The 22,134-nt window shown below is 62.1% G+C and carries 24 protein-coding genes; 15 read left to right on the top strand and 9 right to left on the bottom strand.

Annotated elements, in window-relative coordinates; genetic code table 11:
* Positions 1-55: 55 nt before the first annotated feature.
* Genes KGB20_RS17525 through KGB20_RS17460 form a run of 14 tightly spaced genes read left to right on the top strand, consistent with a single transcriptional unit; the run spans position 56 to position 14,033 of the window.
* On the top strand, positions 56-790 hold the full coding sequence (locus KGB20_RS17525) for a glycosyltransferase family 2 protein (RefSeq protein ID WP_154861162.1): 735 nt from the start codon (positions 56-58) through the stop codon (positions 788-790).
* Positions 787-1,728, top strand: coding sequence for a glycosyl transferase (locus KGB20_RS17520; protein WP_150811933.1), 942 nt, complete (start codon positions 787-789; stop codon positions 1,726-1,728). Before KGB20_RS17525 ends, KGB20_RS17520 begins: the two co-directional genes overlap by 4 nt.
* Positions 1,709-3,253: a histidine ammonia-lyase gene (hutH, locus tag KGB20_RS17515; protein WP_150811934.1), complete on the top strand. Its 1,545-nt coding sequence runs from the start codon at positions 1,709-1,711 to the stop codon at positions 3,251-3,253. Before KGB20_RS17520 ends, hutH begins: the two co-directional genes overlap by 20 nt.
* The gene (locus tag KGB20_RS17510) at positions 3,246-3,671 is read left to right on the top strand and encodes an acyl-CoA thioesterase (protein WP_150811935.1); all 426 of its coding nucleotides are present in this window, start codon (positions 3,246-3,248) and stop codon (positions 3,669-3,671) included. Before hutH ends, KGB20_RS17510 begins: the two co-directional genes overlap by 8 nt.
* Positions 3,668-4,372 carry an outer membrane lipoprotein carrier protein LolA gene (locus tag KGB20_RS17505; protein WP_154910333.1) on the top strand — a complete coding sequence of 235 codons (705 nt, stop codon included), beginning with the start codon at positions 3,668-3,670 and terminating at the stop codon, positions 4,370-4,372. The genes KGB20_RS17510 and KGB20_RS17505 overlap by 4 nt, the downstream gene beginning before the upstream one ends.
* Positions 4,356-6,695, top strand: coding sequence for an MMPL family transporter (locus KGB20_RS17500; protein WP_154910332.1), 2,340 nt, complete (start codon positions 4,356-4,358; stop codon positions 6,693-6,695). Before KGB20_RS17505 ends, KGB20_RS17500 begins: the two co-directional genes overlap by 17 nt.
* Positions 6,692-7,852 carry a sodium:proton antiporter gene (locus tag KGB20_RS17495; protein WP_154910331.1) on the top strand — a complete coding sequence of 387 codons (1,161 nt, stop codon included), beginning with the start codon at positions 6,692-6,694 and terminating at the stop codon, positions 7,850-7,852. Before KGB20_RS17500 ends, KGB20_RS17495 begins: the two co-directional genes overlap by 4 nt.
* On the top strand, positions 7,839-9,086 hold the full coding sequence (locus KGB20_RS17490) for an NAD(P)/FAD-dependent oxidoreductase (protein WP_154910330.1): 1,248 nt from the start codon (positions 7,839-7,841) through the stop codon (positions 9,084-9,086). Before KGB20_RS17495 ends, KGB20_RS17490 begins: the two co-directional genes overlap by 14 nt.
* Positions 9,083-9,808 carry a class I SAM-dependent methyltransferase gene (locus tag KGB20_RS17485; protein ID WP_090452726.1) on the top strand — a complete coding sequence of 242 codons (726 nt, stop codon included), beginning with the start codon at positions 9,083-9,085 and terminating at the stop codon, positions 9,806-9,808. Before KGB20_RS17490 ends, KGB20_RS17485 begins: the two co-directional genes overlap by 4 nt.
* A complete protein-coding gene (locus KGB20_RS17480) occupies positions 9,808-10,431 on the top strand; it encodes a DUF3261 domain-containing protein (protein WP_150811941.1) in 624 nt (207 codons plus the stop codon). The genes KGB20_RS17485 and KGB20_RS17480 overlap by 1 nt, the downstream gene beginning before the upstream one ends.
* Positions 10,428-11,624, top strand: a complete 1,197-nt coding sequence (locus tag KGB20_RS17475) for a beta-ketoacyl-[acyl-carrier-protein] synthase family protein (protein ID WP_154910329.1) — start codon at positions 10,428-10,430, stop codon at positions 11,622-11,624. The genes KGB20_RS17480 and KGB20_RS17475 overlap by 4 nt, the downstream gene beginning before the upstream one ends.
* Positions 11,621-12,079 carry a hotdog family protein gene (locus tag KGB20_RS17470; RefSeq protein ID WP_057712326.1) on the top strand — a complete coding sequence of 153 codons (459 nt, stop codon included), beginning with the start codon at positions 11,621-11,623 and terminating at the stop codon, positions 12,077-12,079. The genes KGB20_RS17475 and KGB20_RS17470 overlap by 4 nt, the downstream gene beginning before the upstream one ends.
* On the top strand, positions 12,079-12,807 hold the full coding sequence (fabG, locus tag KGB20_RS17465; RefSeq protein WP_102671137.1) for a 3-oxoacyl-ACP reductase FabG: 729 nt from the start codon (positions 12,079-12,081) through the stop codon (positions 12,805-12,807). The genes KGB20_RS17470 and fabG overlap by 1 nt, the downstream gene beginning before the upstream one ends.
* Positions 12,807-14,033 carry a beta-ketoacyl-ACP synthase gene (locus KGB20_RS17460; RefSeq protein WP_154910328.1) on the top strand — a complete coding sequence of 409 codons (1,227 nt, stop codon included), beginning with the start codon at positions 12,807-12,809 and terminating at the stop codon, positions 14,031-14,033. Before fabG ends, KGB20_RS17460 begins: the two co-directional genes overlap by 1 nt.
* A gap of 139 nt (positions 14,034-14,172) precedes the next feature.
* Here KGB20_RS17460 and KGB20_RS17455 read toward each other — a convergent pair whose 3' ends face one another.
* Together KGB20_RS17455 and KGB20_RS17450 are read right to left on the bottom strand one after the other, a co-directional pair.
* Positions 14,173-14,436 (bottom strand): DUF6124 family protein, encoded by a 264-nt coding sequence (locus tag KGB20_RS17455; protein WP_154910327.1) that lies wholly within the window; start codon positions 14,434-14,436, stop codon positions 14,173-14,175.
* A gap of 1,188 nt (positions 14,437-15,624) precedes the next feature.
* Positions 15,625-16,524: a LysR family transcriptional regulator gene (locus KGB20_RS17450; protein ID WP_154910326.1), complete on the bottom strand. Its 900-nt coding sequence runs from the start codon at positions 16,522-16,524 to the stop codon at positions 15,625-15,627.
* Positions 16,525-16,642: 118 nt separating this feature from the next.
* On the opposite strand from KGB20_RS17450, the gene KGB20_RS17445 reads away from it, so the two are divergent.
* Positions 16,643-17,923, top strand: coding sequence for an MFS transporter (locus KGB20_RS17445; protein ID WP_154910325.1), 1,281 nt, complete (start codon positions 16,643-16,645; stop codon positions 17,921-17,923).
* Here KGB20_RS17445 and gspM read toward each other — a convergent pair.
* From gspM to gspG, 7 genes are read right to left on the bottom strand one after another with little or no spacing between them, the layout of a single operon-like run.
* Positions 17,916-18,347 carry a type II secretion system protein GspM gene (gene gspM, locus KGB20_RS17440; protein ID WP_154861175.1) on the bottom strand — a complete coding sequence of 144 codons (432 nt, stop codon included), beginning with the start codon at positions 18,345-18,347 and terminating at the stop codon, positions 17,916-17,918. The two genes, KGB20_RS17445 and gspM, sit on opposite strands and share 8 nt — an antisense overlap.
* Complete coding sequence (gspL, locus tag KGB20_RS17435; RefSeq protein ID WP_154910324.1) at positions 18,344-19,450, bottom strand: type II secretion system protein GspL; 1,107 nt, start codon at positions 19,448-19,450, stop codon at positions 18,344-18,346. The genes gspM and gspL overlap by 4 nt, the downstream gene beginning before the upstream one ends.
* Positions 19,447-20,298, bottom strand: a complete 852-nt coding sequence (locus KGB20_RS17430; RefSeq protein ID WP_150811949.1) for a type II secretion system protein GspK — start codon at positions 20,296-20,298, stop codon at positions 19,447-19,449. Before KGB20_RS17430 ends, gspL begins: the two co-directional genes overlap by 4 nt.
* Positions 20,295-20,837, bottom strand: coding sequence for a type II secretion system protein GspJ (locus KGB20_RS17425; RefSeq protein WP_154910323.1), 543 nt, complete (start codon positions 20,835-20,837; stop codon positions 20,295-20,297). The genes KGB20_RS17430 and KGB20_RS17425 overlap by 4 nt, the downstream gene beginning before the upstream one ends.
* Complete coding sequence (gspI, locus tag KGB20_RS17420; protein ID WP_057712337.1) at positions 20,830-21,213, bottom strand: type II secretion system minor pseudopilin GspI; 384 nt, start codon at positions 21,211-21,213, stop codon at positions 20,830-20,832. The genes KGB20_RS17425 and gspI overlap by 8 nt, the downstream gene beginning before the upstream one ends.
* Positions 21,206-21,673 (bottom strand): type II secretion system minor pseudopilin GspH, encoded by a 468-nt coding sequence (gene gspH / locus KGB20_RS17415; protein WP_154910322.1) that lies wholly within the window; start codon positions 21,671-21,673, stop codon positions 21,206-21,208. The genes gspI and gspH overlap by 8 nt, the downstream gene beginning before the upstream one ends.
* A gap of 3 nt (positions 21,674-21,676) precedes the next feature.
* Positions 21,677-22,132 carry a type II secretion system major pseudopilin GspG gene (gene gspG, locus KGB20_RS17410; protein ID WP_057712339.1) on the bottom strand — a complete coding sequence of 152 codons (456 nt, stop codon included), beginning with the start codon at positions 22,130-22,132 and terminating at the stop codon, positions 21,677-21,679.
* Between the last annotated feature and the right edge of the window lie 2 nt (positions 22,133-22,134).

The following is a 22,134-nucleotide window of genomic DNA, read 5'->3' as shown; positions in this document are numbered from 1 at the left end:
TGGGAGCGGGCTTGCTCGCGAAGCAGACGCCTCGGTCTTTCAGGTGCACACCAACATGCATAGCCCCTGCGCCGTCGTCCCCGTGTACAACCACGAAAGCGCCATCACCACGGTGGTCGATGCCCTGATCGCCAGCAACCTGCCGTGCATTCTGGTGGACGATGCCAGCAGCCCGAGCTGCGCCCGGGTGCTGGATCGCCTGGCCCAGCGTGAAATGGTTTATCTGATCCGCCTGGCCGAAAACCAGGGCAAGGGTGGCGCGGTCATGACCGGTTTGCGCGAAGCTTCGCGCCTGGGTTTCAGCCATGCCTTGCAGGTGGATGCCGATGGCCAGCACGATTTGCAGGACGTCAGACGCTTCATCGAACAATCACGCCGCCACCCACAGGCGGTGATTTGCGGTTATCCGCAATATGACGCCAGCGTGCCGAAAGGCCGTTTGTATGCGCGTTACCTGACTCACGTCATGGTCTGGATCAACACCCTGTCATTGCAGATTCGCGACTCCATGTGCGGTTTCCGGGTTTACCCATTGCCGCCGGTCCTGGCGCTGATCGAGTCAGCGAAAATCGGCAAGCGCATGGACTTCGACTCGGACATTCTGGTGCGCCTGGCCTGGCGCAATCAGCCGATGCAATGGCTGCAAACCAAAGTCCATTACCCGCTGGACGGCGTTTCGCATTTTCGGATGTTCCACGACAACGTCCTGATTTCCAGCATGCACACGCGGCTGTTCTTCGGCATGTTGCTGCGCGCGCCAGTGATCCTCTGGCGACGGTGGCGGGCATGAGTTCAGACAAGCAGCATTGGGCCGACCGCGAAGAACGGGGCAGTTTCTGGCTGATGAAGCTCACCGCGTTCGGTGCCAAAGTGCTGGGCCGTCGAGTACTGAGCCCAGTGTTGTACGGCATCGTGTTGTACTTTTTCCTGTTCGGCCGCAGCGCCCGACACAGCGCCTGGCAATACCAGCAACGCCTGGCCGACTGGAGCGGTCGCAGCGAATTGCGCCCGAGCCACTGGCGAGTGTTCGGCCAGTTCATGGCTTTCGCCGATTCGATGCTCGACAAACTCGACGTATGGAACGGCAAGCTGAGCATCGAACAGATCGAAATCATCGACCCGGCGCTGCTACGCGACCAGTTGCGCGGCGCCCGCGGGCAGATGCTGGTGGGCGCGCACCTGGGTAATCTGGAAGTCTGCCGCGCACTGGCGGAGCTCGGCGAGAAAGTCACGATGAACGTGCTGGTGCACACCAAGCACGCCGAACAGTTCAACCGTTTGCTGGGCGAAGCCGGGGCGACCAATTTGCGCCTGATCCAGGTCAGCGAACTGGACCCCGGGATCATGCTGCAACTGAGCGAGCGCCTGGAACGCGGCGAGTGGCTGGCGATTGCCGGCGACCGAGTGCCGCTGCATGGCGGGCGCTGCGTGACAGTGGACTTTCTCGGTCATCCGGCCAGGTTCCCCCAGGGCCCGTGGCTGCTGGCCGGCCTGCTGAAATGCCCGGTCAACCTGCTGCTGTGCCTGAAAAAGCCCGACGGCGACTATCGACTGACCATTGAACCCTTCGCTGACGCAATCACCTGGAAGCGCGGCGACCGTGAACAGGTCATTCATCAGTGGGCCTCCCGCTACGCCGAACGCTTGGGTCACTATTGCCTCGAAGCGCCCCAACAATGGTTCAACTTTTACCCTTTCTGGAAGACCGATGACGACGCCAACGCTTGAGCCGGTAACCTTCGGCGAACGCCCTTTGCGCATTGAAGATGTGCTGGCACTGGCCAACCGCAAGGTGCCGACGCAATTGCAAAGCGACCCTGCCTACCGCGAGCGCATCGCCAAGGGCGCGCGTTTTCTGGACTCTCTGCTGGACAAGGAAGGCGTGATCTACGGCGTAACCACCGGCTATGGCGATTCCTGCGTGGTCGCGGTGCCGCTGCATCACGTCGAGGCGCTGCCCCGTCACCTGTACACCTTCCACGGCTGCGGCCTGGGCAAACTGCTCGACGCCCAGGCCACCCGCGCAGTACTGGCGGCGCGTTTGCAGTCGTTGTGCCACGGTGTTTCCGGGGTGCGCGTGGAGCTGCTGGAGCGCCTGCAGGCGTTCCTTGAACACGACATCCTGCCGCTGATTCCGGAGGAAGGTTCAGTGGGCGCCAGTGGTGACCTGACGCCACTTTCGTACGTTGCCGCCACGCTGTCCGGCGAACGCGAAGTGATGTTCCGCGGCGAGCGCCGGCAGGCTGCCGATGTGCACCGCGAACTCGGCTGGCAGCCACTGGTGTTGCGTCCAAAAGAAGCCTTGGCGCTGATGAACGGCACCGCGGTGATGACCGGTCTGGCCTGCCTGGCGTACGCCCGCGCCGATTACCTGCTGCATCTGGCCACGCGCATCACCGCGCTGAACGTGGTCGCCCTGCAAGGCAACCCGGAGCACTTCGACGAGCGCCTGTTCGCGACCAAGCCACACCCGGGGCAGATGCAGGTCGCCGCGTGGTTGCGCAAAGACCTGGCCATCGACGCGCCGACCGCACCACTGCATCGCCTGCAAGACCGTTATTCCCTGCGCTGCGCACCCCATGTGCTGGGCGTACTGGCCGACAGCCTGAACTGGCTGCGCTCGTTCATCGAGATCGAGCTCAACAGCGCCAACGACAACCCGATCATCGACGCCGAGGCCGAGCGCGTGCTGCACGGTGGGCACTTCTACGGCGGGCACATCGCGTTCGCCATGGACAGCCTGAAAAACCTCGTGGCCAACGTCGCCGACCTGCTGGATCGGCAACTCGCGCTATTGGTTGACGAGCGCTACAACCATGGCTTGCCGAGCAACCTGTCCGGCGCCACAGCCGACCGCGCCATGCTCAACCACGGCTTCAAGGCTGTGCAGATCGGCACCAGCGCCTGGACCGCCGAAGCGCTGAAGAACACCATGCCGGCCAGCGTCTTCTCGCGCTCCACCGAATGCCACAACCAGGACAAAGTGAGCATGGGCACCATCGCCGCCCGGGATGCGATCCGCGTGCTGGAACTCACCGAACAGGTGGCGGCCGCTACACTGCTGGCGGCCAATCAGGGCGTCTGGCTGCGCGGCCAGGCCGAAGATGCACGCCCCCTGCCACCCGCGTTGGCCACCATGCATGAAGCCTTGGCCAAGGACTTCCCACCGGTCATCGAAGACCGCGCACTGGAAGGCGAATTGCGCCTGTGCCTGCAACGCATCGCCGAACAACACTGGAGGCTGCATGCGTAGCAAGGGATTTCTCTACACCGACACGGAAATCGCCGTACCGTTCTTTGACGTCGACAGCATGCACGTTGTCTGGCACGGCCATTACGTCAAATACCTGGAAGTCGCCCGCTGTGCGCTGCTGGACAAGATCGGCCACAACTACACGGCGATGAACGAATCCGGCTATGCGTGGCCGGTGATCGACCTGCAACTGCGCTACGTGCGCGGGGCGGTGTTCGGCCAGAAACTCAACGTGCGCGCCAACCTGGTGGAGTGGGAGAACCGCTTGAAGATCAACTACCTGATCAGCGACCTGCAAACCGGTGAGCGCCTGACCCGGGCCATGTCGGTACAGGTCGCCGTCGACATTGCCAGCCGCGAGATGCAATTGGCCTCGCCGAAGGTCTTCACCGACGCTGTCGAGAAGGCCCTGCCATGATGTTCTGCCATCCCCGTTCCCCTGTAGGAGCGAGCCTGCTCGCGATGGTCGTTAACGATAACGCCGGGTATCTGACACCCCGTGGCGCCCTCAGGTTTTTCGCGAGCAAGCTCGCTCCTACAGTGTTCTGCGTGTTACTGGGTATTCCTGGGCTGGCCAGCGCCTTCGATCTGCAACAGCTCAGCGATCAACTGGCCAGACCCGAGGTGATCCACGGCAATTTCATCCAGGAAAAACACCTGCGCGCCCTGCCCCAGCCGCTGACCAGCAAGGGCACGTTCGTGCTGGCAAAAAACCACGGCCTGTTATGGCTGTTGAAAACGCCCTTGCAACAGGACTATCGCATCACCACCAAAGGCATTGCCCGACGTGACGGCAGTGTTTGGCAAATGCTGCCGGGCAAAAGCGCCGGTGCCGAGCAGAACCGTTTGTTCCTCGCCGTGCTGCAAGGCGATAGCAGTGGCCTGCAACGGGATTTCGAGCTGTCCCTGAGCGGCGATGCGCAGAACTGGAAGCTCACGCTGCTGCCACGCTCGATGCTGCTCAAGCAGGTGTTCAACCAGATCAACATTACCGGCGCAGAACTGGTACACAGCATCGAACTGCTCGAGACCCAGGGCGACAGCACGTTGTTGCGCATGCAGGACAGCACCAGTACCCAACCGTTAAGCGACGCGGAGCAGCATGACTTTGCCGAGTGAACGGTGGTTGCCACGGCTGTTTCTGATCCTGCTGCTGGCAGTACTGGCGCTCGCTGGTTGGCAATGGCGTGACGGCGCGCCGCTGTCGGCCAACCTGATGGATCTGGTGCCCGGCACAGCGCCCGATGCTCTGGAACTGCGCGCCGAACAACGCATGCAAGAACCGCTGAACCGCGAAATGCTGGTGCTGGTCGGCCACAGCGATCGCCAGCAGGCCGTCGCCATGGCGCAGACACTCGGCGAGCAATGGCAGGCCAGCGGCTTGTTCGAAAAGGTCCAGTGGACCCTGCAAGCCGACTTGCCGGCGCTGCGCACGCAGTTGCTGCAAGGTCGCCTGGCGATGCTCCAGGCGGCGGACCGACAACTTCTGATCGAGCACCCCGACACTTTTATCCAGCAGCGGGTGCAGGCGTTGTTCGACCCGTTCAACGGTTACAGCCTGGTGCCGAGCCAGGACGACTGGCTGGGCCTGACCGGACGCATCCAGAACAGCCAGCCGCAACGTGGTTCGGTGCAGCTGGACATCGGCAGCGGCGCCCTGGTCGCCGATGCCGATGGCAAGAGCTGGGTGCTGCTGCGCGCGCGCACCACCGGCAACGCCTTCGACATGAACCTGCCGCTGCAAGTGGCCGACCTGCTCAAACACAGCCGCGAAGAAGCCGCCCGGCACGACGTGCAACTGCTCGCCGCCAGCGGCCTGTTGTACGCAGCCAGCGGGCAGCAGCAGGCCGCCCGGGAGATGACCTGGGTCGGCGGCGGTGCCACCGTGGGGATTTTGTTGCTGCTGCTGTTGGCCTTCCGGCGCTGGCGCGTTTTGCTGGCCTTCGTGCCGGTGCTGGTGGGCATGCTCTTCGGTGCGGTGGCCTGCGTGGCGTTGTTCGGCCATATGCACGTGATGACCCTGGTACTGGGTTCGAGCCTGATTGGTGTCGCGGTCGACTACCCCCTGCATTACCTGTCCAAGAGCTGGAACCTCAAACCCTGGCGCAGCTGGCCAGCCCTGCGCCTGACCCTGCCGGGCTTGACCCTGAGCCTGATCACCAGCGGCATCGGTTACCTGGCCCTGGCCTGGACACCCTTCCCGGCGCTGACCCAGATTGCCGCGTTCTCTGCCGCAGGGTTGCTCGGCGCCTATTTGTCCGCCGTGTGCCTGCTGCCCGCATTGCTCAAGGGCGTAGACCTGCGCCCGGCGCACTGGCCATTGCGCGTTTGCGAGTTTTTGCTGGGTTGCCGTGAAGCGCTGCTCAAACAGCTGAAAACGCCAGTCTTGCTGGCGCTGCTGGTCGCCTTTTGCGTGGGCGGCCTGTTGCAGCTGAGCAGCAAAAACGACATCCGCCAGTGGATCAGCGCACCGCAACAATTGACCGACGAAGCCCAGGCCATTGCCCGAATCACCGGCTATCAACCCACCAGCCAGTTCTTCCTGATACGCGCCGCCAATCAGCAGCAACTGCTCGAACGCCAGACCGCTCTGAGAGAACGACTGGATCAATTGACAGGCCTGGAAAAGCTCCAGGGTTATCTGTCGCTCAATCAACTGGTCAGCCCGCCGAACGAACAGCAACAGGTGCGCGCAGCGTTGAGCAAACTGTCTTCGTTCTGGCAACCCTTGCTCGAAATCGGCGTACCGGTCGAGGCGCTGCAAGCCGAGCTGACGAAGCTTCAGGCATTGCCGACCGTGGACATCGAAGCAGCGCTCAGCGGCCCGTTGGCAGAACCCTACCGGGCCCTGTGGCTGGGGCCGACCGAAGACGGCGTGGCGGCAATGGTCAGCCTGCAAGGCATCAACAACACGGCCCTGCTGCGGCTCCAGGGCGAGGATCTGCCCGGCGTGACACTGGTGGATCGACTGGGTGAGTTGAACAACGTCTTCGCGGCCACCCAAATCAGTGCCGCGGAACTGAAACTCGCCTCCTGCGTGTTGATCGTGCTGGTGCTGATCCTGCCATTCGGCCTCGGCGGTGCGTTGCGCATCGTGTCCCTGCCCCTGCTCGCGGCGTTGTGCAGCCTGGCCAGCCTCGGCTGGCTGGGGCAGCCGTTGACCCTGTTCAGCCTGTTCGGCCTGCTGCTGGTGACGGCGATCAGCGTCGATTACGCGATCCTCATGCGCGAACAGGTCGGCGGCGCAGCCGTGAGCCTGCTGGGCACCCTGCTGGCGGCGTTGACCACCTGGCTGTCGTTCGGCCTGCTGGCGGTATCGAGCACCCCGGCGGTGAGCAACTTCGGACTGTCGGTGAGCCTGGGCCTGATCTTCAGCTTCCTGCTCGCACCGTGGGCCGGTCGCCAGGTGCATGAGCCTACGGCCGTGGAGCGGGCAACATGATGGTCGTTCTGTTCTGGGCGATGGCACTGGTGTTGTTCGCCTTGGCGACCCGTGTCGGCCGGCATTTCGGCCTGATTCCCATCGTCAGCCAGTTGTTGCTGGCGACCCTCGGCTTGCCGCTGTTGATGTATTTCTGGATCGAGCCCCAATGGCAATTGAGCGGTGCGCAGCTGGTGTCGCCGGGCTGGCTGAAGAACCTCTACAGCCTGAGCTTTGCCCTGTTGCTGGGCTACATCCTCAGCGATGTGATCGACCTGCAACTGGATCGCCAAAGCCTGAAAATCGCCCTGCCCAGCTTTTGCATTCCGTTTGCCTGCGGTCTGGCCACGGCCATCTGGCTATTGCCGCCGCAACCGTGGATCAGCTCGCTGGCCGTCGGCCTGTTGTTCGCCATCACCGCGATTCCGGTGTTGTACCTGTACCTGCGGCACATCGATTACCCGCCCGCCGCCACCCGGCGACTGGTGCAAACCGCGATCCTCATCGACCTCGCCTGCTGGACCCTGTTCGGTATCGCCCAGGGCAGCCTGCACCTGAGCAGCCTGTTGCTGCCCCTGGCCGGCGCGTGCCTCCCGGTGCTGCTGCGGCTGCTGGGCCTGCGCCAGACGTGGCTTTACAGCCTGAGCTTTTTCGCCCTGCTGGTCGTCGCCGAACACTTCAAGCTCAATGCGCTGATTTTCGGCATCGGCTATGTGTTGATCATGGCCGCGCTGAAAGCCCCACTGGTCCTGCCGTTGCCGGCCATCTGGATGAGCCGCTTGCAGACGTACATCGCCATCCCGCTGATCCTCACGTTCGGCATCGTGCAGATCAACGTGCACAGCGCGATGGACAGCCTCGGCTGGATGCAACTGGTCGCCCTGCTGCTGTTGCCGATGCTGAGCAAACTGCTGGGCAACTGGCTCGGCCTCGGCTGGGCCGGGGCCTCGTTCCAGGGTGCCAGCCGCTGGCGGGAAAGTGTGCTGCTGAACATCCGTGGCTTGAGCGAGATCGTTTTTCTCAACCTGCTGCTGCAACAGCAACTCATAAGCCCGCCGCTGTACTTTGCCCTGATGCTGATGGGCCTGATCGCTACACTGCTGCCAGCCCTGACCGGCATGCACCGAATCCCCCTGAAAGCCGCTGTCCCCGCAAGGAGCCCCCATGCCAACCATTGAGATGGAATGCCGCCAGGTCGTGATCATCGGCGCCGGTCCTTCCGGCGCCATCGCCGCGGCATTGCTCAAGCGCAAGGGACACGATGTGCTGGTGATCGAGCGGCAGCATTTTCCACGGTTTTCCATCGGTGAAAGCCTGTTGGCCCATTGCCTGGATTTCGTCGAAGAAGCGGGCATGCTCGACGCCGTCAACGCCGCCGGCTTCCAGCTGAAAACCGGTGCCGCGTTTGCCTGGGGCGAGCGCTACAGCGCCTTCGATTTCGGCGAGACGTTCAGCCACGGCAAATCGACGACGTTTCAGGTCCAGCGCGCCGATTTCGATAAGCTGCTGGCCGATCAGGCCGCGCTGCAAGGCGTGGAGATCCGCTATGGCGAAACCATCGTCAGTGTCGACATTGCCCCGGGAAAACCGCAGCTCGGCATACGCCGCGAAGACGGTAGCGAGTACCGCGTGGAGGCAGATTTCCTGCTCGATGCCAGTGGATACGGCCGCGTGCTGCCGCGCTTGCTCGACCTCGAGGCGCCGTCGAACTTCCCGGTGCGCCAGGCCGTGTTCACTCACGTCGAAGACCGTATCGACCTCCCGGCCTTCGACCGCAGCAAGATCCTGGTGACCACTCATCCGACCCAGCGCGACGTGTGGTTCTGGACCATCCCGTTCAGCAACGGGCGCTGCTCGGTCGGCGTGGTCGCCGCAGAGGAGCGTTTCGCAGGCCGCAGCGACAATCTGGACGAGTGCCTGCGCGGCTTTATCGCCGAGACGCCAAGCCTGGCCCGCGTGTTGCAAAATGCGCAGTGGGACACCGAGGCCCGAACCATCGGCGGTTACTCGGCCAACGTCAAAACCCTGCACGGCCCGGGCTTCGCGCTGCTGGGCAATGCCGCGGAATTCCTCGACCCGGTGTTTTCCTCCGGCGTGACCATCGCCATGCGTTCGGCGAGCATGGCCGCTGGGGTATTGCACCGTCAGCTGCAAGGCGAGGCCGTCGACTGGCAAACCGAGTTCGCCGAACCGCTCAAGCGCGGCGTCGACACGTTCCGCTGCTATGTCGAAGGCTGGTACGCGGGGACATTCCAGGACGTGATTTTCCATGAGAGCAGTTCACCGGAAATCCGCGGGATGATCAGTTCCATTCTTGCCGGTTATGCCTGGGACCGACGCAATCCGTTCGTCAGCGAAGCCAGGCGCCGGTTGAAGGCGATTTCGGAGTTCTGTGCAAGGGATGCGTCATGAACTACTTGAGCGACAACTACGTCGAAGAAACCCGTTTCGGTTTGTGGTTCCTGCGCAGCCAGATCTGGCAACACTATGTGCTGCGGTTGGCGATCAACGACTTGCACAACCTGTTCAGCGAAGCGCTGCCTGTCAGCCCTGTGCTGCTGGATGCCGGTTGCGGCCAGGGCAAGTCATTCCCGCTGCTGCGCCAGGCCTTTGCGCCCGGTCGTCTGATTGGCGTCGATGCTGATCCACAAAGCCTGATCCAGAGCCGCGAAGAAGCGGCCCGCCAGGGCATGGAAGTGGAGTTGATCGGCGGCGACTGCGCCAGCCTGAACCTGCCGGACGCCAGTATCGACCTGCTGTTCTGTCACCAGACCTTCCATCACCTGGTGGAGCAGGAACAGGCACTGGCCGAGTTCTACCGCGTACTCAAACCCGGCGGTTATCTGCTGTTCGCCGAATCCACCGAGGCTTACATTGATACCTGGGTGATCCGCTGGTTGTTTCGCCACCCCATGCACGTGCAGAAAAGCGCTGCGCAGTACCTGCAAATGATTCGCCGGCAAGGTTTCGAATTTACCGCGCAAAACGTGTCTTATCCGTACCTGTGGTGGAGTCGCGCCAAGGATTTCGGCCTGCTCGAATACTTGGGTGTGTGCAAGCCAAAACCCTTTGGCCAACGGGAAGAAACCCTGGTCAATGTGGTGGCGCGCAAACCTTTTGAAGGAACTGTGTGATGTTCATTGCCAACCGCTCGAAGCACAAAACCTGTGGGAGCGGGCTTGCTCGCGAAAGCGGTGGGTCAGCCGACATCAGTGTTGAAAGTACTGCCGTCTTCGCGAGCAAGTCGAATCGTCGCACCGCCGCTCCCACATGGATCGCAGGCATCTTACTGCTCACTGCAGCCCTGCTGTTGAGCGCCTGCGCCGGCCGGGCGCCACTGCCCGAGCACAATCCGGATCTGCCGTTGCCGCTGCAACTGCACATCCAGCTCTTGCAGCCCGACGACCGCCAGGACTGGGTGCTGGTGATCCAGCGTGAAGAGACGGGTATTCGCTGGTCGATGATGGACCTGTTGGGCATTCCCCAGGCCCGCCAGAAATTGATCGATAAAACCTGGGAGTCCGATGGTTTCCTGCCGCCCAATCCGCAAGCCCGGGAACTGTTCGCGGCGCTGCTGTTTGCGCTGACGCCGCAAGAAGAACTGGCGGCCAACTATCCCGGTGCCTGGCAGTACGGCAGACAACGGTCCCTGCCCGAGCGCTGGGACATTCGCTACGCACAACCGCAGAATTTTGAATTGAAGCTACCGCATGGTCCGAGCTATCAAGTCACGCCCCTGAGCGGTGAAACGCCATGACGGCTTACCTCAATGCCCTAGGATTGGTCTGCGCGCTGGGCCGTGACAGGCAGGAAGTCGCCCGCAACCTGTTTGCCGGCGACTGCGGCGGCATGCGCGAACAAACCGGGTGGGTGCCGCAACGCACGCTGCCGGTCGGTGCGGTCCTGGGCAAACTGGCAAGCATTCCGGCCGACATGTCGCGCCATCACAGTCGCAACAATCAGTTGTTGCTGGAGGCCACGTTGCAAATCCGCGCGGACATCGACAGCGCGATCCAGACCTACGGCCGCGACCGCATCGGTGTCGTGCTGGGCACCAGCACCTCGGGTATCGACGAGGCCAGCCAGGGAATGGCGCATTACCTGCGTGAAAAGCAGTTCCCTGCCGAGTACGACTATCAGCAACAGGAACTCGGGGCGCCGGCGAACTTCCTCGCCGAGTGGCTGCAATTGAGCGGGCCGACCTATGTCATTTCCACGGCCTGCACCTCCAGCGCCCGGGCCTTGATGAGCGCCCAGCGCCTGTTGGACCTTGGCATGTGCGACGCGGTGCTGTGTGGCGGTGTCGACACCTTGTGCAAGCTGACACTCAACGGTTTCTCGGCGCTCGAAGCGGTCTCGGAACAACGCTGCAATCCGTTTTCGGTGAACCGCAATGGCATCAACATTGGCGAAGCCGCGGTGCTGTTCCTGATGACCAGACGTACAGCCGACAGCCAGGCGATTGCCTTGCTCGGCAGCGGCGCCAGTTCCGATGCGCATCACATCTCCGCCCCGGAACCGACTGGTCGTGGCGCCCTGCAAGCGATGCGCAAAGCCCTGGGCCGCGCCAACCTGCAACCGGAGCAGATCGCTTATCTGAACCTTCACGGCACCGCCACCCAGCACAACGACGCCATGGAAAGCCAGGCCGTGGCGACCCTGTTCCCGGCTGGCGTACCCTGTTCATCGAGCAAACCCATGACCGGTCACACCCTCGGTGCCGCCGGGGCGCTGGAAGCGGCGTTCTGCTGGTTGAGCCTGAGCCCGGACAATCGCGAGCATGCCCTGCCGCCTCACGTCTGGGACGGACAGCCCGATCCCGAATTGCCGCCGCTGCAATGGGTGACCCCGGCCACTCGCCTGACGTCCATTGCACCCCGCTATCTGATGAGCAATTCCTTTGCCTTCGGTGGCAACAACGTCAGCCTGATTATCGGAGACGCCCCATGATTGACTGGCCGATCGCCGAACTGCTGCCCCACGCGGGTGACATGATTCTTATCGATCAGATCCTGGCGTTCGATGAAGAGCAGATTCACACGCGCCTGACCGTCAAGCCCGATGGCCTGTTCAATCTCCCCGACGGCAGCCTGCCGGCCTGGGTCGGCATCGAACTGATGGCCCAGAGCGTGGCCGCCTTCGCCGGTTGCCATGCGCGCCAGCGCGGGGATGAGGTGGAATTGGGCTTCCTGCTCGGCAGCCGAAAATTCGAATGCAACGTCGAAAGTTTTCCGGCCGGCACCGAGTTGACCATCCACGGTATTCGCTCCCTGGAAGACGATAACGGCATGGGCGTGTTCGAATGCCACATCAACGCCCCCGGCATTCACGTTACCGCCCGTCTGAATGTGTTCCGCCCACCCCAGGCCGCTCAATATCTCCATGAACCCGAAGGAGTCCAGTGATGACTGAATCCGTACTGGTCACCGGTTCCAGCCGTGGCATCGGCCGCGCCATCGCCTTGCGCCTGGCCCAGGCCGGGCACGACATCGTGTTGCATTGCCGCAGCGGCCTGGCGGACGCCGAAGCCGTCAAGGCCGAAGTCGAGGCCTTGGGCCGTCGTGCGCGCATCCTGCAGTTCGACGTGGCCGACCGCGCCCGCTGCAAGGAAATTCTCGAAGCCGACGTGGAAACCCACGGCGCCTATTACGGCGTGGTGCTCAATGCCGGCCTGACCCGCGACGGTGCCTTTCCCGCCCTTAGCGAGGAGGATTGGGATGTGGTGATGCGCACCAATCTCGACGGTTTCTACAACGTGCTGCACCCGGTGATGATGCCGATGATCCGTCGTCGCGCCGCCGGGCGGATTGTCTGCATCACCTCGGTGTCGGGTTTGATCGGCAACCGTGGCCAGGTCAACTACAGTGCCTCCAAGGCCGGGTTGATCGGCGCGGCCAAGGCATTGGCGATCGAGCTGGGCAAGCGCAAAATCACCGTTAACTGTGTCGCACCCGGCCTGATCGACACAGCCATGCTCGACGAGAATGTGCCGGTGGAAGAACTGATGAAAATGATCCCCGCACAACGCATGGGCACCCCTGAAGAGGTGGCCGGCGCGGTGAATTTCCTGATGTCGGCGGAAGCCTCGTACATCACCCGGCAGGTTCTGGCCGTCAACGGAGGCCTGTGCTGATGAAGCGCGTCGTCGTCACCGGCATGGCCGGTATCACCTCACTGGGCAGCGACTGGGACACCATCGCCGGCAACTTCGCGGCCAACCGCAGCGGCATCCGCCGGATGGACGAGTGGGATCGTTTTACCGAGCTCAACACACGCTTGGCTGGCCCCATCGATGACTTCAAGGTGCCAAGCCACTGGACCCGCAAGCAACTGCGCAGCATGGGCCGGGTCTCGCGGCTTGCCGTGGGTGCGGCGGAGATGGCGCTGGCCGACGCCGGCCTGCTGGGCGACGAATCGATCAAGGACGGGCGCATGGGCGTCGCCTGCGGCTCCTCCACCGGCAGCACCGACGAGATCAAGGCGTTCGGCAACATGCTGCTCAACTCAGTGGCCGAAGGCCTGAACGCCAACTCCTACGTGCGGATGATGCCGCACACCACCGCGGCCAATATCAGCATCTTCTTCGGCCTCACCGGTCGCCTGATTCCCACCTCCAGCGCCTGCACCAGCGGCAGCCAGGGCATCGGCTATGCCTACGAGGCGATCAAGTTCGGGCGCCTGCCGCTGATGCTCGCTGGCGGTGCCGAGGAACTGTGCCCGACCGAAGCCATGGTCTTCGACGCGCTCTACGCCACCAGCCTGAAGAACGACACCCCACAACGCAGCCCGCGCCCCTACGACACCGCACGCGACGGCCTGGTGATCGGCGAAGGCGGCGGCATGCTGGTGCTCGAGGAACTGGAACACGCCCTGGCCCGTGGCGCACACATCCATGCCGAGATCGTCGGTTTCGGCAGCAACGCCGACGGCCAGCACACCACCCGTCCGGAACAAATCACCATGCGCCGCGCCATGGAACTGGCCCTGGAAGACGCCGGGCTGAAACCTTCGGACATCGGCTACGTCAACGGCCACGGCACCGCGACCGAACAGGGCGACATCGCCGAAACCCTGGCCACCAGCAGCCTGTTCGGCGAGCACATGCCGATCAGCTCGCAGAAAAGCTTCCTCGGCCACACCCTCGGCGCCTGCGGTGCGCTGGAGTCCTGGTTCAGCATTGAAATGATGAACCGCGACCTGTACGCCCACACCTTCAACCTCGACGAAGTCGACCCGCACTGCGGCAAGCTCGATTACCTGCGCGGCGAGTTTCGGCAGATGAGCAACCAGTACGTGATGAACAACAACTTTGCGTTTGGCGGAGTGAATACGTCGCTGATTTTCAAGCGCTGGCTGTAACCTAAAATATTTCCCCTGTAGGAGCGAGCCTGCTCGCGAAAAACGTCCGGGCACCGCGTTCATTCAGGCTGCCCGCGTTATCGTTGACGTCCATCGCGAGCAGGCTCGCTCCTACAAGGATTCTCGCCTCCCCGGACGATCACGGTGGATCAAGGTTATCCAACACCCGATTCACCGCCAGCTCCCCCAACATGATCGACTGCTGAATCCCCAACATTGTATTGCTCTGCGCTCCGTTCAGACTCCTCGCAAAATCACTCGCCATGACATTGGCTGATGCCAGCGACACGCAGGCGTATTCCAGCAGGGTGTGGTTGTCGATATCGGGGGCGATGAGGAAGAGGGTACTCGGTTGGCGTGGCGCGTCCGGATCGGTGTCCGGTGACTTTGGCGTATTGGTCATGATTCAGCGTCCTGAAAGTGGCGGCCACACCGAATCACGACGGATCAAAAGGGTGGCAGCTGTACGCAGGTTAGCAGACCGGACGAAGCGCAAACCGGCGCGCCCGAAGGCGCCCTGCGCACAGCTACCGTCAAGGGCAGGTATGGACATACCTGCCTATCAGGAGCGCAAATGCGCTTTACTTCGATACGGGCTGCTAAACCCGATCACTGACCATCAGTGACGCGAATCAAGTTAGCGATAGCCCTCAAAGCGCACAAGCCGGCGGATTCTGGAGTAGTTGTAGGCAGCGCCGCAAGGCGCTGTAGCCTCTCCGGGACTGTTCAGAAATGTCCCACAAACAGTGGTAAAGCTTCTGATCCTCTGTAGGAGCGAGCTCGCTCGCGATGGTCGTTAACGATGACGCGTGTTTCCTGGATGCACGCGGCGCTCTTTAGTCCATCGCGAGCAGGCTCGCTCCTACATTGCGAATGACAGCGCAACCGTTAACCTTCAAACCCGCATTGCGGCAAACTCGGCTACCTGTGCGGAGAGTTTCGGCGCTGGCCGTAACAAGGCAATTAAAAGAAATATCTACGAGCAATAAATCGCCACAAACAATGCCCCGCAAAGAAATGACACATTCGGAAACCGGAGCACGTCATTTCGGAAACGCCCCACAATCAGAATTTTAGTTTCGCGTTAGAGTCATGACCTTCTGCGATATCTCGGAACACCCACCACAATGGTAACGATCAATACAAGCAATCCGGCGTTGTACATCACGACATTGGTACTCTCCAGTGTGACGAGCTATTACATAGTATTTTCAAATTACACCGATGGTATCTACCCGACCAACCAGGACTCGATAGCGATTCCATTTGTTGCTACTACCGGGTTACTGGCGATGCTTTTACTGTTATCCCTAAGCCAATACCCCCTGTACAGGCAGCTGAAATCCGGAAAACCACCAAGCTTGATTGCAACTTCATTCGCACTCTTTTCAACGACAATTTCATCCTTGCTGCTTATCGAAAGCACAAATTACTGGTTCAGTCCAAATCACTTCACCCTATCCACGCTGTACTTCATCACGCTCTCGACCTATCTATTCCATCAATTCAAATTGTACAAAAGGCTCGTCTCGCCGATAAAGCAAGGCTCCCAAAGAGGCTAATCCGGTTGATAGAGCATTCATCAGCGTTTTTACGCCAGGGGCTCAACCTTACGCGTCAGCAACTCGACAAACGCCCGCGCCATCGGCGACTTCTGATCCTTGCGCTGCACCAGCCACACCGCCGACACCGCCGCCGGATCGAGCAAGGGCCGATAGACCACGCCATCAATGCGCATCCGCTGATAAGACGCCGGCAACACCGACACACCGAGCCCCGCCGCCACCAGACCAATGATGGTCATCGCCTCGCCGGCCTCCTGGGCGAAGTGCGGGCTGAAGCCGGAGTCCCGGGCCAGGCTGAGCAGCTGCGCATACAGGCCACTGCCGTAGCTGCGCGGAAAAAACACAAAGGGCTCAAGCGCCAGGGCTGACAGGAACAAGCCCTCCTCACTGCCCTCTACCAAGGGGTGCTTGGAACTGAGCACCGCGACCAGTGGCTCGCGCATCAGTTCGACCACGTTGAGGCAATCCGGCAGCCCGAGCGGGCGCATGATCCCGACTTCAATCGACTCGTCCACCAGCGCATCGGCCACCTGGGTGCTGCTCATTTCCCGCAGGTTCAGGTGCACTGCGGGGAAGCGCTGGCGGAAAGAGAAAATCGCCTGGGGAATGGTCGAGTTGAAGGGTGCCGACGAGGTGAAGCCGATTTTCAGCTCACCCAACTCGCCCAGTTGCGCCCGTCGCGCGACATCTGCCGCTTTGTCGACCTGCGCCAGCACCAGCCGCGCCTCTTCCAGAAACAGCCGACCGGCCTCGCTCAGCTCGACCCGACGATTGGTACGTTCGAACAACCGGGCGCCGACTTCCTGTTCCAGCGCCTGAATTTGCTGGCTCAGCGGTGGCTGGGAGATACCCAGCACTTGTGCGGCGCGGCCGAAATGCAGTTCTTCGGCGACGGCGATGAAGTAGCGCAGATGACGCAATTCCATGGAAACCCAATTAGGTCGTAAAAGCTATCAAACAGGTCGAACAATATATTGGATTGAATCATTAGCCAGCTATATGCTTTTTTCACTGCCTGACCGGCTGCGCCCTCCGAGGTCCAACGTGAAAACTGCTGTCGCCCCACTCGCCCATGAAGTTTCACCTTCAGTGCCGGACGCTATCGCCGCTGAGCTGGCGGAGATCTACATCGAAAAAGGCACCCCGGCCTTCATGCGCACGGTGCTGGCGTTGTTCTGCGGCGGTTTTGCGACTTTCGCCCTGCTCTACTGCGTGCAGCCGATGATGCCGCTGCTGTCCGACGAGTATTCCATCAACGCGGCGCAAAGCAGCCTGATCCTGTCTATCGCCACCGGCATGCTTGCCATCGGCCTGCTGATCACTGGCCCGATTTCCGACCGTATCGGACGTAAACCGGTGATGGTGGCAGCTCTGTTCGCCGCTGCGCTGTGCACCATGGCCAGTGCGATGATGCCGAGCTGGCACGGTGTGCTGCTGATGCGTGCGCTGATCGGATTGTCGTTGAGCGGTCTGGCGGCTGTCGCCATGACCTACCTGAGCGAAGAGATCCACCCACAGCACATCGGCCTTGCCATGGGTTTGTACATCGGTGGCAACGCGATTGGCGGGATGAGCGGACGCTTGATCACCGGGGTATTGATCGACTTCGTCAGCTGGCACACGGCGATGCTGGTGATCGGTGGCCTGGCGCTGATTGCCGCGGCGGTGTTCTGGAAAATCCTCCCCGAATCGCGCAACTTCCGCGCCCGCTCGCTGCATCCGCGCAGCCTGCTCGACGGTTTCACCATGCACTTTCGCGACGCCGGTCTGCCGCTACTGTTTCTAGAAGCCTTTGTGCTGATGGGCGCGTTCGTCACGCTGTTCAACTACATCGGCTACCGCCTGCTGGCCGCGCCGTACAACATGGAACAGGCCTTCGTCGGGTTGCTGTCGGTGGTGTACCTGTCGGGCATCTACAGCTCGGCGAAAATCGGCTCGCTGGCCGACAGACTCGGCCGCCGCAAAGTGCTCTGGAGCACCATCGCGCTGATGATCGGTGGTCTCGCCCTGACGATGTTTACGCCATTGCCGCTGGTGATCATCGGCATGCTGATCTTTACCTTCGGCTTCTTCGGCGCCCACTCGGTGGCCAGCAGCTGGATCGGTCGCCGCGCCACCAGGGCCAAGGGGCAAGCATCGTCCTTGTACCTGTTCAGCTACTACGCCGGGGGAAGCATCGCCGGTACGGTGGGTGGCGTGTTCTGGCACCTGGGCGGCTGGAACGGGATCGGGTTGTTCATCGGCACGCTGCTGGTGATTGCGCTGCTGATCGCGTTGAAGCTGGCGAAGTTACCGTTGTTGCCGCAGAACACCTCGGCTACTTGAGCACCACCCGCGCCTCCAGGGCATCGTCACGCTTCTCCAGCGTCAGGGTTTGTAGCGCGACGCCATCGCGCTCGATCCCATCGAGCCACTGCATCAAGGGTTGCGCGTTGCCATTGAGGGTCACGCGAAGCAGATCGATTTCACTCTCCATCTGACGGATTTCCAACCCCGCCGCCGTAGCGCTTTCGCTGATGCGCAGCGATAGCGGTTTTTCGCTGTCGACGGGGACATGGCTGCGCGGTAACGCCCGCTGCAGTTGCGCGGCCAGCCCTGCCTGCTGTTGATACTGTCGCTCGACTGTTTCCAGCCGCTGCCGGGTCGGTTGCCAGATCAGGCTGAAAGCCACAACCGCCAACAAAAAAGCCCCCGATACCTGCAGCAGCCGCTGTTCGCGCACGGAAATGCGCCGCCATGCCTGCTTCATGCCTCGTCCTCCACGGTGAGGGTGGCGTGCACCCGGTCAGCGGCTTTGTTCGCGCTGTCGAGCCGGACGGGCGTGCCTTGTTGTCGCCCGCGTTCCCGCAACTGCTCCAGCTCGGTAAAGCCGCTGGAGGTCAGCTGGATTTTCCAGCCTTCGCCTGCTCGAAACTCGATGCGCTGGACCTCGACCGGGCTAGCGCCAATCACCTGCTCAATCAACCGGACCAGCCCGGCAATGCGGGTGTTTTGCGATTCGACAGGCTGGCTTTGCAGGGCCTTGAGTTGCGCGGCCATGTCGACGATGCGGCTCTGTTCAGGGTAGAGCGCCTTGAATCGCAGTTCATTCTGGATTGCGAGGCGGCTGGCTTCGCTGTCAAGTAAGCGGATCCGCGTTTCGCTGGCACCCCAGGTCAACAGCGCCAGCATCAACAACGCCCACCCGCCGGCACGCCAGGGCAGACGCTTGCCCTGTGGGGCGAATGCGCCTTGCAGCAGGTTGATGGCCCGGGTCGGGCGCTGAGTCAGGCATTGGTCGATGACGGCGGGGGACTCACGCTCATCCAGCCATTGCATGTCGTTGGGCAATGACGGAGTGAGCAGCGTCAGGTCGTCTTGCGACATCGCCAGGCGCGCCGACAGGCCTGCACCCAACAACCAGCGCCCGAACCACCAGGCGCCGCACGGCTGATCGCCGGACAACAGATCGGCATCGACGAACACCCCGCGCACCTCAATACCCGCCTCGCGCAGCAAGTCGAGCACGGTGGCCAACCGTTCGCGACCAATGACCATGACCGGGTAGCAGCCGTCACTATCACGAGCGCCAACGCTCAGATGCACAACTTCCAGCGCTTCACTCAGTTGATCTTCCACGGCGTAAGCCATGGCCTGGGCTTCGGGCCTGCGTCGCGAAGGCCATGGCTCGCTGCGAACCCAACTGCACAGTTCCATGGGCAGCAGCACATCGACCGCCTGCCCCTGCAATGCCGAGGCCGCCTGATTCAGTGGCATCGGCTGACGTTGACAGGTTGGCGACCACAGGACGCAGGGCCAGAGGCCGGATGGCGCGTCCTGCCCCTCGGCGGTCAGGTAAAGCCAAGTGTTCATCGCGGTCTCTCGTGGCTACTCATGGGAAGAAAACGTCGTTGCAGCACCGTCAGCTGTCGAGCCTTGGGGTCGTGCCCGACATCCGTGGCCAGGCGCAGTTCGCGCCCGTCCCGGGTCACCTGCACCCTTATCCGATACCAGCGGCTTTGGGTACCAAGTCCGTGATTGCTCAGGCCCTGCCCGGAGAGCAGCGGGTCCTGGGTAAACGCCTGGACGCTCGCCCAGGGCGTGGTTGCCGCCTGATGCGCCAGCGCATCGGCGGTCGCGGCGTCCACCTCGCCGAGTGTTCTCAACAGCAGCGCCGGCGCAGTGTTGATGTTCAAGGCGGTTTCGGTGGGCAGCAGTGCCACCCAGGGCTCCAGCCGCTGCAGCAGGCGAGCGTCAATGCCAGGCAGCAAGCGCAGCTGGCTCAGTTCCTCCAGCGGTCCCACCTGGCTCAGTTGCAGAGGAGGCAGTTCGAGCAGTTCGAGCAGACGCGCCCAACGGTTGAGGGTGACCTGATCCACCTGCCCCTGGCGTAACAACGCATTGAGATTGAAGCGCCCGGCGAGATCATCGATATCGATTCGGATCTGCGCATCTTCAACGTCGAAACCTGGCGCCATGGCCGTCCAGCCTTGAAACCGCTCGACGGGTTTTTCCGCGTCCTGTAACGCGTCGCGCAACAGCAACAACGCCCAGGTTTCCCCGTCCGATGCGAGCTGCCGCAGCTGCATCTGCAGCAACTGTTGCCCACTGCTTTGCAGCGAAAGGTGATGGCTGCGCAACAAGCCGCCGGTGATCAGCAGCGCCAGGCTCATGACCAGCAATACACTGATCAACGCAATGCCGCGTTGGCGCCCGTTCATGGCAATGCACCCGGCATTGGCAACACCCGACGAATCGATTTGAAGCGCCCGGCCGAGATTTGCACCTCCAGCGCCATGAGCGCCTTCGTATCCTGCCCGGCCGACCAATGAGCGACCCAGCCGGACTGGCTGTCGAACAAACGCCAGCGCAACTCACGAACGCCTTCGAGCAGTCTTTGCCGTTGCACGAACTCCGTACCTTCGCCCTGGCTTTCGCGCCACAGCACGCTGCCTTCGAGTCGATAGGTCAGTATCTGGCGCTCACTGCGCGGTTGGTCCAGAGGATTGCGCCAGTGACTGCGCTGGAACTGAAAAAGCGGCGGTGCGAGCACCATCGGCTGCGCAGCGACGTGCAGCAGATCCCGCTCGATCACCGCCATCGCTCGTTGCAGGTTCCTCAGCTCTCGCTCGTGGGCCGCCGTGCCCTGTTGCACTCGCAGCACGCTATCGAACAAGCCCCAACTGGCCAGCCCCAGCACGGCGAAGATGGCCATGGCGATGACCAGCTCCAGCAAGGTGAACCCACACTGCCTACTCATGGCTCGCGGGTATCCAGCCACTGGCACGATACAACGCGTGCGCACTGTTCGCCGGGCTGACCTGAATGTCGACCTGGAGTAAACGCAGATCGCGGGTGACGCTGATGTGCTGTTGCAGCACCCAGTCGCGCTGATCCATGGACACGACCTGTTGTTGCTGGCCGGCCGTCAGGCCGGATTGCAGGCGTAGCTCGTTCAACCGGTTATCCGCCAGCCACGCCGCGAACAGCCGTGTCTCGACGGCGTTGCGCTGTTTCACCGCATATTGACTGGCCGACAGCACGGCTGCCGCCAGTGTCGCGAAGACCGCCAGGGCCACCATGATTTCCAGCAGCGTGAAGCCTCCCATGGACGACAAGGATGACCGGCTAGCCATCGATCGCCACCTCGCCGATGCCATCGCCGGACAGGCTCAACCAGGTCCTGTTGCCGGACTCGAATGTCAGCGTGAAGGCACTGGTTTCATCGTTGCTGAGCAACAGCAACTGCGGCGGTCCTTCTTCGGCGTCCAGCCCTACCGCATAGCCGTCCTGCTGCAAACGTACTCGCACGCTCAGGGGCCAGTCAGTCAGTTCCTTCACCGGCTCCCACCCACGAACTCCCAGATGCATCAGCCGGTAGCCACGGGCACTCAGCCGCAAGCCATACTCCTGGCCCTCGAACACCGCACGCTCACGCAACTGATGAATCACCTGAACCATCGCTTCGGCTTCCTGCCTGACCTCGCGCGCGGGACTGCCCCCACCGACAAAGCTCACCATGCCCAGCAAGACGCCAACCACGACAATCACGATCATCAGTTCCAATAACGTAAACCCCCGACAGCGGTAACCCACGGATCAATGGCCCCAATTGCCGATTTCGGCGGCAAACCCTTCGCCGCCCGCTACGCCATCGGCGCCCAGGGAATACAGGTCGTAAGTGCCGTCTACCGACCGTACACCCGGGTTGAGGTACTGATAAGGCGTGTTCCACGGGTCGACCGGCATGCTCTTGAGGTAGCCCTGAGGGTTCCAGCCACGCGCCACGGGCAGTCCGGAGGGGCGCTTGACCAGCGCTTCCAGGCCTTGCTGGGTCGATGGGTAATGGGCGTTGTCGAGGCGATACATTTCCAGGGCTGTGGCGATGGCCTGAATATCGATTCTGGCGGCAGTGACCTTGGCTTGATCGGGGCGACTCATGAACTGTGGCACCACGATAGCCCCCAGCACGCCGATGATGACTACCACCACCATGATTTCGATCAGGGTAAAACCGCGTTGCGCGCGGGAAAGGTTTTTGCGGACAGGTTGCATGG

It is taken from the genome of Pseudomonas sp. BF-R-30, from assembly GCF_019956175.1.
GTDB classification, from domain to species: domain Bacteria; phylum Pseudomonadota; class Gammaproteobacteria; order Pseudomonadales; family Pseudomonadaceae; genus Aquipseudomonas; species Aquipseudomonas jessenii.
This window is presented reverse-complemented; position numbering and strand designations above follow the sequence as displayed.